Source organism: Streptomyces sp. NPDC023723 (assembly GCF_040639815.1).
GTDB lineage: Bacteria > Actinomycetota > Actinomycetes > Streptomycetales > Streptomycetaceae > Streptomyces.
Genome location: NZ_JBFAAP010000053.1, coordinates 39,457 through 49,850, shown reverse-complemented (window position 1 = coordinate 49,850; position 10,394 = coordinate 39,457). Strand labels below are relative to the sequence as shown.

6 protein-coding genes and 1 pseudogene are annotated in these 10,394 nt (G+C 70.5%); 2 read left to right on the top strand and 5 right to left on the bottom strand.

Annotated elements, in window-relative coordinates:
• Positions 1-1,129 (bottom strand): MFS transporter (locus AB0G32_RS33565; RefSeq protein ID WP_361172157.1); only part of this gene is annotated, 1,129 nt, incomplete at its 3' end.
• 424 nt (positions 1,130-1,553) lie between these two features.
• Between AB0G32_RS33565 and AB0G32_RS33560 the strand changes: the two genes are divergently transcribed.
• Together AB0G32_RS33560 and AB0G32_RS33555 are read left to right on the top strand one after the other, a co-directional pair.
• On the top strand, positions 1,554-2,576 hold the full coding sequence (locus AB0G32_RS33560; RefSeq protein WP_361172154.1) for an extracellular solute-binding protein: 1,023 nt from the start codon (positions 1,554-1,556) through the stop codon (positions 2,574-2,576).
• 108 nt (positions 2,577-2,684) lie between these two features.
• Entirely contained in the window at positions 2,685-3,680 is a 996-nt protein-coding gene (locus AB0G32_RS33555) for a LysR family transcriptional regulator (RefSeq protein ID WP_361172151.1), read from the top strand.
• Between the two features lie 25 nt (positions 3,681-3,705).
• On the opposite strand, the gene AB0G32_RS33550 is transcribed toward AB0G32_RS33555, so the two are convergent.
• The 4 genes and pseudogenes from AB0G32_RS33550 to AB0G32_RS33535 form a co-directional block, all read right to left on the bottom strand.
• Positions 3,706-4,932 (bottom strand): ABC transporter ATP-binding protein, encoded by a 1,227-nt coding sequence (locus AB0G32_RS33550; protein ID WP_361172148.1) that lies wholly within the window; start codon positions 4,930-4,932, stop codon positions 3,706-3,708.
• A gap of 47 nt (positions 4,933-4,979) precedes the next feature.
• Positions 4,980-6,713, bottom strand: a complete 1,734-nt coding sequence (locus tag AB0G32_RS33545; protein WP_361172145.1) for an iron ABC transporter permease — start codon at positions 6,711-6,713, stop codon at positions 4,980-4,982.
• Between the two features lie 36 nt (positions 6,714-6,749).
• A complete protein-coding gene (locus tag AB0G32_RS33540) occupies positions 6,750-8,144 on the bottom strand; it encodes a CapA family protein (protein WP_361172143.1) in 1,395 nt (464 codons plus the stop codon).
• A 406-nt stretch (positions 8,145-8,550) separates the two neighbouring features.
• Positions 8,551-10,264 (bottom strand): annotated as a pseudogene (locus AB0G32_RS33535) (CocE/NonD family hydrolase); the annotation flags it as partial.
• Positions 10,265-10,394 lie beyond the last annotated feature (130 nt).

Here is a 10,394-nt window from a genome sequence, read left to right as displayed (position 1 = left end):
CGACCGCGGCGCACGAGGCGGCCAGGGACAGCGCGCCGGCCAGCGCCGCCACGGCGAACGGCGCCACCGACGGCCCCAGTTCGGTGGCCAGCCGCCAGGAGCCGAGGAACGGTGCGGGTGACCGCGGGGGCGCGAGGTCCGAACCCACGGTGGGCACGACCCCGCCGCTCCACCCGTTGGCGATCGCCATCAGCGCGGTGCTGCCGAGGAACCAGCACACCGCGAGCGGCAGTCGCGGCGCGAACGCGAGCCCGAGATGACAGACGCCGAAGACCACCAGGGCCGGCAGGGCCACCGCGAGCCTTCCCCAGCGGTCGGTCACCACTCCGCCCGCGTAGAACAGGGAGAAGTCGAGCCCGGCGGCCAGCCCGACCACGACGGTGACGGTGACCTCGCCCAGACCGACGGCGGTCCCGACCAGCGGCACGAGGATGCGCCGGGTGGTGCGCATCGTGCTGACCACGGAGAGGGTCAGACCGAGGGTGAGCAGCACCCGGCGGCGTTCCCAGACCGTACGCAGCACGCGCGGCGCCGCCTCGTCGCCCGCGCCGTCGCCGCCCGCTTCCTGGAAGGGGGCCGACACGATGAGCACCGCCAGCGGGACGCAGGCGACGACGACGACCAGGAACCCGCCCCGGACCCCGCCGCTGAGCCGCATGGCGGCGGCGGCCAGCAGTGGCCCGGCGAACAGACCGAGCCGGGTGGCCCCGGCGAGCGCGGACAGCGAACGGCCGCGCACCGGAGCCGGCACGGCGACGGTGACCCAGGTATGGCGGGCCATGGTGAAGACGGCCGCGCCGCTGCCGATCACCAGCGCGCCCACCGCGAGCAGCCACAACGAGCGCGCCAGGTACGCCGCCGTACCGCCCACCGCCGTCACCGCTGTCGCCAGCAGCATGACGCGCCGCTCCCCGTACCGGCCGACCAGCCAGCCGGCCGGCAGGGCCAGCAGCAGCTGTCCCACGGTCAGCAGGGCCGCGACCGTCGCGGCGGTGGCCGAGGAACCGGTCAGCGACTTCGCGGTCAGCAGTGTCACGGGCATCGCGGCGCCCTGGCCGCAGCCGTGCAGCACGTTCGGGACAAGGGCGGTCGGCAGCAACTGCCGCCAGGGAACGGCCGGCTCTGACACGCGCATCGGTCTCCTTGGCTGTCGCGGGTGAGGCACGGACCGGTCCGACGGACGCGTTCGGTGACGTCAGCACCGTTCCGCACGCGCGGTGTGACGTGTACTGTCCCTGACGTCATCGCCGCTGCCGACGATATTGTCGACGATTCGCCGTAACCGACCAGTGCGCAAGAGGGCCGCCCGTGATGTGCTCCGTCCCGGCGATAAGACCAGGCTTATCGGTGGAGTAGAAACCCGACGCTTACCGGCCATGACGCACGGCCCTACTGTTTCCGAGAAGTTACGGACTTTTGCGTCTCCCCCCGAGAACAAGGAAGTTGGAGGCTGGGGCAGCATGAGAATCCGAAAGGTACTCGTCGGAATAGCGGCCGTGAGTTCGCTGTTGCTGGCTGGGTGCGGCGGTTCCGGGAGCGGCACTTCCGAGAATTTGCCGAAGAACGTCGCCGACGCGGGGGGCATGGACTCGCTGGTCAAAAAAGCCAAGGAAGAGGGCGAGGTCAGCCTGTACGCCGCCACCACGGAGAAGTCGACCACCGCCTGGATAGAGAATTTCGAGAAGAAGTACGGCATCCAGGTCAAGCTCTACCGTGACGGCAGCACCACGCTCTTCCAGAAGTGGGCGCAGGAGGTCGGCGGCGGTGTCGACAACGCGGACGTCGTCATCCAGAACGTCTACCAACTCTGGCAGGACGCCGAGGACGAGGGCTGGATCACCGACTACCGCACCCAGAACTACGACGCCTACGACTACGACAAGGTCCTGCCCGGCACCGGACTCGCCGGGAAGATCTACCCCCTGCACCAGAGCATCGGTGCCATCGCGTGGAACACCGAGGTGACCACGCCCGGGCAGCAGGAACTGCTGCGCAAGGACCCGGTGGCCGCCCTGGCCGATCCCGCGTTCAAAGGCAAGATCGCCCTGGGCGACACCGGCGGCGCCACCACGGCGGGCAACTACGCCAACGTGATCCTGCACCAGTCCGACACGTACGGCTGGGACTGGCTGGACGGGGTGGCCGACAACGACCCGGCGCTCTTCGAGAGCCAGATCCCCATCGCGGAACAGCTGGTGAAGGGCGAGTACGCCGTCACCTTCGGTACCGACACGCTCTACAACGACTACATCGACAACGGCGCCCCCATCGAGTACGCCTATCCGACGCCCACCAACGCCGCCCTGTGGATGATGGGGCTGCCGACGGCGACCCCTCATCCGTACGCCGCCCGCCTCTTCCTGGAGTGGGCCAGCTCCGACGAGGGCCACGACCTCATGGCCACCTACGGCACCGGAGCCGGCAGCCGGACCGGATGGGTGGACAAGCGGGCCATCGCCAAGGAACCGTGGTACTCCAAGCCGGAGATCTGGTACGGCATGGCCACCCAGCCCGAGCTGCAGGGCGACGGCTTCGCCGACTTCGTCAGCAAGGTCAACTCCACCCTGAAGGGGTGAGCGGCCGCCCCTGACGCCTCCCGCCCCTCCCGGGGAGGGCCTGGTACCCCAGGTCCGCCCCGGGCTCACGCCTGCCCGCCCTGCCCGCCCTGCCCGACAGGAGGAACAATGACGTTCGAGACCGGCGCCTGGCGTCACACCAGCCGCCAACGGCTGATCGCGGGGCTGACGTTCGACCAGATGTACACCTTCCAGACCCTCGTCCGCGCCGGCTCCTTCCGTGCCGCCGCCGCCGAGCTGGCCCTCACCCAGCCCGCCGTCTCCCAGCGCATCCGGCACCTCGAACGCCTGCTGGGCTGCACCCTGCTGGAACGCCGGCAGGGAGCCCGGTCCGAACTGACGGCCGCCGGCCGGGAACTGCTCGGTTTCGCCGAGGAGGTGCTGACCCGCACCGACCGGTTCCACCAGCAGTTGGAGCGGATGAAGGAGCTGCCGGAGAGCTCGACGGTGACCGTCGTCAGCGACTCCGACCACATCAAGCACCTGCTGGTCGGCGCGGTCATGGTCATGAAGGAGACGGCACCGTCCGTCCGGGTCGTCATCAAGCACGAGCCCTCCCGGCAGGCGTGCACGCGGGCCCTGGCGGAAGGCCGGGCCGACTTCGGCATCTGCCGCTACCCGGCGCCCAGCGAGTTCCCCACCCTCGGTGCGATCGAGGAACAGATGTACCTCTACGCGCGCCCCGACGACAAGATCCACACTCTGCCCGAGGCCGACCGCGTCCCCTACCTCGCGCAGGCCGACTTCGCGACGTTCGCGGACGGCATGCGCAGCCGTCAGCTGGTGGAGTGCTGGGCCGAGAAGGTCGGCGTCTCACTGCGGGTGGTACTGGAGTCCCGCGGCCTGGAGGCGATGCGCACCTACGTCACCCGGGGACTGGCTCTGGCCGTCCTCCCGGAGTTCTGCGTGCGCGAGGACCAGCGGGCCGGACTCCTACGCCGCGCCGTGGCCCCGGGACTGCCCCTGACCCGGGGCGCCGTCATCCTCGCGCCGCCCGACCGGGAGGTCTCCCGGGCCGCCCGGACCTTCCTCGGCATGCTGCCGGCCAAGATCGAGTCCTCGCTCAGCCCGGCCCAGCGCACGGCTGCGCCGGTGCCCGCGTGAGGGGCACCGGCGCGGCGCGGTGACGTCAGTTGCCGAGCACCTCGGTGCGCGCACCGACGGGCAGCTCCTCGTCCTCGTCCACGGTCGGCGCCGCGTCCGCTCCGCCGACCTCAGCAGGGAACCAGGTCACGTTGTCCGGGGTCAGCAGCAGCGTCTGGTCGGCGCCGATCTGCGGTGGCCGGGAGGTCGGGCCGGTGACGGCCTGGACGCGCAGCCGGTGCTCCCCCGCCTCGTAGGTACGCTCGAAGTGGTCGCCGAGGAACTCGCTGGCCACCAGCCGGGCCTGGAACTCGTTGGCATCCAGCCGGTCCGGCAGGGGCCCGGTCTCCCGGCCCACCCGCACCCACTCGGGGCGGAACACCACCGAGATCCGGTCGCCCCGGGAGGGGCTGACAGCGGCGGTGGCGTGGGCGATGTCGAGCACGGTGTCCGGGCCGAGCGTGGGTACCTTGACGGTGAAGGTGCGCACGCCCACGTCGACGACGACCGCGGGCACCACGTTGGCCTCGCCCACGAAGGTCGCCACGAAGCCGTTGGCGGGCCGGTGGTAGAGCGTCCAGGGGTCACCGACCTGCTGAATGACTCCCTTGTTCATCACCACCACCCGGTCGGACATCGACAGCGCCTCGGACTGGTCGTGCGTCACGTAGAGCACCGTGATGCCGGTACGGCGCTGGATCTGCCGGATCTCGTCGCGCATCCGCGCCCGCAACTGGGCGTCGAGGTTGCTCAGCGGCTCGTCCATGAGCACCAGGCTGGGCTCGGTGGCCAGCGCGCGGGCCAGCGCGACGCGCTGCTGCTGCCCGCCGCTCAGGTCGGTGGCGTTGCGGTGGGTGAACTCGCCGAGGCCGACCAGCTCCAGCATCTGCTCGGCCTGGGAGCGGGCCTTGGCCTTCGGTATCTTCTTCGCCTTCAGGCCGTACATGACGTTCTCCACGGTCGTCATGTGCGGCCACACCGCGTAGGACTGGAACACCATGTTGATGTCCCGCTTGTGCGGCGGGATGTTCGCGTGGGACGCGTACAGCGGCCGTCCGCCCAGGGTGATCTCGCCCGCGGAGGGGGTGTGCAGGCCGGCCACGCAGCGCAGCGTGGTCGTCTTCCCGCACCCGCTGGGTCCGAGCAGGGTCACGAACTCCGACCGTCCGATCTCCAGACTGAGGTCGGAGACCGCCGTCGTGCCGCCGTAGTCGGCGAAGAGTCCTTCCACCACCAGGCCGTGGTCCACTGGGTCGCGGTGCGGCTCGTCCATCGATCTGTTCACCTCGTTCACGTTTCGGGCGGCTTGGTCCGTGCGCGTCAGGCGCGCTGGTGCAGTTTTCCGGGCCGGAGCAGCAGCCGCATGACGACGATCCACGCGATCATCAGGGCGGTCTCCAGGAGACCGACGACGGCGGCGGCCGGCAGTGACGCCTGCTGGGCGTAGTTGAAGGAGAGGATGGACAGCAGCATGGTGTCCGGGGTGTAGAGCAGGATCGCGGTGTTGATCTCCCGCACCGTGAACAGGAACACCATGATGACGCCCGCGGCGATCGACGGCCGCATCAGCGGCAGCAGGATGGTCCACAGCATGCGGCCCTGGCCCGCCCCGCACATGCGGGACGCCTCCTCCAGGGACTTGTCGATCTGGGCGAAGCCGTTGCCGGTGACGCGGGTGGCGTGCGGCAGGTAGGAGGCCACGTAGGCGACCACCATGATGGCGAGCGAGCCGTACAGCGGGGTGCCGAGGTAGAGGGCGAACACCCCGGTGGCGAAGACGATGCCCGGGACGGCCAGCGGGGACATGGCGATGGCGTTGAGCAGGCCGGAGCCCCGGTGCCGGACCCGTTCGGTGACGTAGGAGGTCAGGATGCCGACGGCGACCGCGCACAGGGCCGTGGTCACGGCCACGATCACCGTGTTGCCGAGCGCGTTCTTCAGCTCGGGCGCCCGCCAGACCTGCCGGACGACGTCGAAGGTGAGGTCGATCTCGTCGAGGTTGGTGGACTTGCTGAACGCCCGCAGGCCGAGGGCCGCGTAGGGCAGCACGGTGGTGATCAGGGCGTAGAGGACCAGCAGCAGGACAAAGACGTACTTGATGCCGCCCAGGTGGATGCGCTTGCGGTTGCGGGACTTGCCGGTGACGGTGACGAACTTGGAGGACTGCCGCAGCCCGCGCTGGTACAGCCACAGTCCGATCACACTGAGCAGCACCAGCATGGTGCCGAGGGCGGCGGCGAGGGCGTAGTCGCTCGGATAGCCGTTGGTGGCCCGGTAGACCGTCACGGCCAGCGGCTGGAAGTCCATCTTGGCGCCCAGCAGCGCCGGCACGGAGAACATGCCGGTGGCACTGATGGTGACGAACATGACCGACGACAAGGTGGCGTGCCGGACGGCCGGCAGGGAGATCCGCAGCGCCGTCTGCAGGGTCCCCCGTCCGTTCATGTGGGACGCCTCCTCCAGGCTGGCGTCCATGTTCTGCAGGCTGCCGGAGACCAGCAGGTAGCCGTACGGCACGTAGTGCAGCGCCAGGATGATGATCAGCCACTGGAAGGTCATGACGTTGATCGACACCCAGCCGGGCGCTCCGATGTCCCGGGCGAGTTGGTTGAGCAGGCCGGTGCGCGGCGCTCCCAGTTCCAGGAACGCCAGCGCACCGATGAAGGGGGACAGGAACAGCGGGGCGATCACGACCAGTTCGAAGAACCGCCGCAGCGGCACGTCGGTACGGGCCAGCACCCAGGCGAGCGCGCCGCCGATGGCGGTGGCGATGACACCGCAGGCCAGCGACATGGCCATGGTCTCACCCAGTACCCGCCAGATCTCCCACGAGCCGTAGGAGTCCTTCAGGGCGTCCAGGGTGAAGGTGGACAGGGCGTCGCGCGGGTCTTCCGAGACGGCACGGACGAACACCAGCGCGGTGGGCAGGAAGACGAGGACGGCGAGGAGCAGGACGACGAGGACCATGAGGACCCCGGGGCCCCGTCGTCGGGTCCGCGCCCGCTTCCCGTCCGCCCGCGGCGGGGAGGTCGGCTGTCGGGTCAGCGTAGCCATGCGTCTCGGTACCTCCTGTTCGTGATCGTGCGGGGATCAGTCGCCGAGCCGCAGCCGGGCCACGCGTCCGTCGGTCTCCAGGGTCGTGCCGTACTCGGCGGACAACTGCCGGTAGCGCTCCAGCACCTCGGCGCCGTTGACCTGGTCCGCGACGAGGGGGCGGCCCTCGGTGACGGGGTGCTGCGCCGACTTGCCGGTACCGCGGGTGATCTTCGCCTCCTTCGACACCTCCCGGCCCAGCTCGACGGGGTGCAGGGTGATGCCGGTGAGTCGGCCGTCGGTGAGGTGCACCTCGATCACGGCTGAACTCCACCAGGTCGGGGTGGGCGTGTCCAGACCCGGGTGCAGGGGATGTGCGTCCGGGGTGAGTGTTGCCAGGGCGTCGACGTCGTGACCCCAGGTCTCGTAGCTGTCGTAGGGGACGCGTTCGAGCAGTTCGGACTGGGCGAAGAAGTTGCCGAGTCCGTAGAAGATGGGCTTGCCCTGGTAGATCTCGATGCCGAGGGTCTTGTGCCAGCCGTGGCCGACGAAGATGTCGGCGCCCTCCTCGATGGCACGGTGGGCGAACTCCCGGACGAACCGCGGCGGCCGGTCGCCGCGCGGGCCCTCGGCGATGTTGAAGTGGTGGGCGACCATGACCAGGTCGGCCATGTGGGCCGCCGACCGGATCGCGCGCAGGTTGCCTTCCAGGTCACCGGCGTGGCACTCGGTGAGGATCTGGTAGTCGTCGCCCTCGCGGAAGACCATCTCACCGGCGGCCGACTGTCCGCCGGGCAGGTTGTACTGGAACTCGTCGTCGCGCAGGACGCGGCCGGTCTTGCCCGGCTTCCAGTCCTTGCCGGTGCGCAGGATGTTCAGCCCCTCGGCGGCGGCCTTGAGGTGCTGGGCGGGTCCCTGGGGCACGACGTAGGTCGTCATGACCCGCAGCGGGTTGATGCCGGGGCGTCCCAGCATGGTCTCCTTGGGGCGGCCGGCCCACTCGTGCGGCCGGTTGCCGGAGGTGGTCGAGATCAGCGCCATCCGGCCGCGGGGCGTCTCGACGTAGGTGGGCATCCGGGCGTCGTCCAGGTCCCGGCCGGTGCCGGCGCCGGCCACTCCGGCGTCCTTGAGGGCCTGGACGGTCGAGAACAGTCCCTTGGAGCCGAAGTCCAGGCTGTGGTTGTTGGCCGTCGACATCACGTCCACGCCCAGCCACCGCAGGTCCTTGGCCACATGGGGCTCGGCCAGCATGTAACTGCCGTACCAGTCGCCACGGCCCGGGTGCAGTTCGGCGGCGTCGCCGAAGTTCATCTCCAGGTGTGCGTAGGCGACATCGGCTTTCTCGAACAGTTCCCGGATCCGCAGGAACTCCGCCTCGGCGTGCATGGAGAACGGCCTCGTCACCATGCACTCGCCGGCGATGGCGACCGACCAGTCGGCGGTAGGGGGCATACGACTCGCACTTCCTTCCGGGTTGCCGGACACAGTCGCCCGTGAACGCGGCGACACCCGAGGTGATCGGGCTGTGTTCAAGCTAGGTCGGCACGGACGTGCGCAGAAGCACAGAGTTCCTACTGCGGTCATCACCGGTGGTTATCGCCTGGCCGGCGACGGCGACGACGCCGGCTCCCGTCATCGAGGGGAGCCTTGCGGCAAGAGGGCGCGAGGCACCGTGACGGCGCCGCCCGCCAGGGCCACGCACCGCATCGGGCCGGTCATGCTGACCGGCCCGATGCGGTGCGTGGCCCTCACTTCGGGAAGGGCTCGTAGCGGTGGGGGTTCAAGGACGTCGGCAGGCGGTCGCCCTGTCCGGCGCGCCCCGCCCTCGTCGGGGTGCGGCGCGCCGTGGGGAGGCGGTTCACTTCGCCAGTCCGGCCGCCTGCCGTTCCACCGGCGCCGCTTCACTGTCGGCCGGGGCCGGCGGCCATGGGTTGTCGATCCACTCCCCTCGCTGCGCCGGATCGACGACCGGCAGCACGAGACGGGACAGGCCCGCGCCGCTGTGCAGGGTGTGGTCGGCCTTCTGCAGGTCGCTCTCAAGTGCTGTGCCCGGGTCGACGAACGACTGGGGGTTGCGTTCGAAGGCCGGGTACTTGTCCGCGGTGAACACGAGGCGGAGCCGTCCGCCCGCAGGAATTACCACGCTCATCGGCCGCAACTCGACGACGTACTCCTCCACGGCACCCGGCTCCACCGGCTCGGGTGCCGTCCGGGACCTGCGGTACCGGGCCCGCGCGGCCCCCTCGTTGACGAACATCGCCGTGCCGTCGGGGCCGACCGTGTGCAGCTCGACGTGCCAGTCGGCGTCCGTCGCCGTGGTGGACAGGTGCAGGACCACCTCGGGAACACCGGTGATCTCCAGGTCGGTGTCCAGGGCGGCGGTCTCGAACCGCAGCAGCTTGTCGCCCTCGTGCAGCTCCGTCAGGTCCACCGCGCCCACGTCCTGGAGCCGGCCGCCCCGGTAAGGGTCCGCCGGGTCGTAGGTGAAGGTCCGGGTGCCCGGCGACGGGTCGCCCTCGCGCAGCGCGCCGTCGGCGGTCAGGGCCAGGGTGCGGGCGGCGGCGCCCGGCACGGGCCACGACTGCTCCGCCCGCCACCGGTCGGCGCCCATCACATAGAGCACGACCGGGTGGTCCGGCCTGGTGAGGGAGTCGCCCCGCAGCCAGCGGCCCAGCCACTCGATGTTCATTCCGGCGTAGTCGCTGGCGCTGCCGGGGAAGACGCTGCCGAACTCGTCCCTGGTGAAGCCGCCGTGCCCCCACGGTCCCATCACGAGCCGCTGGGCGTCCCGTACGGCGGGGTCCGCGTGGTCCCTGGTGAGGCAGTACTGCCGGACCGTGTTGGTCGGGAAGTGGTCCAGCCAGCCGCCGATGTGCAGGAGCGGGACCCTGACCTGCTCGGCCTCCGGCCGGGCGAACCTGCTCTCGGCAAAGAAGTCCGGGTCGTCGCGGTGCGCGAGCACGTCGCCCCACGCGTGCGGGAAGAGCCGGACGAACGGCTGCTCGGTCAGGGGCATCGCCGCGGTGCTCTCCGGCAGCCCGGCCCGGTAGGCGTCCAGTTCCGCCCGCGCCTGCTCCTGTCGGTCGGCGGGCAGCTTGGCGACGAGGTCCTCCGCCACCATGGGGAGCGACGCCCAGAGACCGATGTTGGTCACCAGCACGCCGCCGATGAAGGCCCGGTCGACGAACTCGTCGGTGGCCGGCTGGGCCGGCGCTCCGGCCCGCAGGTGGGGCGGGGCGGGCGCCGAGGACGGTCTCCCTCAGGTAGGAGTAGCCGAACATGCCGACGGCGCCGTCGCACCACGGCTGGGCGGCCACCCACTCGACGGTGTCCGCACCGTCGCGGTGCGGGCCGGCCGCGTCGTCGCGGAGCACGCGGTACTCGCCCTCGGAGGCGAACCGTCCGCGCTTGTCCTGGACGACGACCGCGAAACCGGCCCGTGCGATCCGGACGTACTCGCCTGTTCCGTCGGTCACCGGCGCGCTCTTGTCGTAGGCGGTACGCACCAGGACGGCGGGAAGCTGCCCCGCCCCGGTGGGCAGGTAGACGTCCGATGCGAGACGGACGCCGTTCCGCATGGGAACCATCACATCGCGGTAGACCTCGACCTCGTTCATGCGGCTCCTCCGGCCGTGCGGCGCCCCTCGTCGGACACCGCGGCCGTGCTCAAGGTGACAGTTCGGATCGCCGGGCGACCAGGGT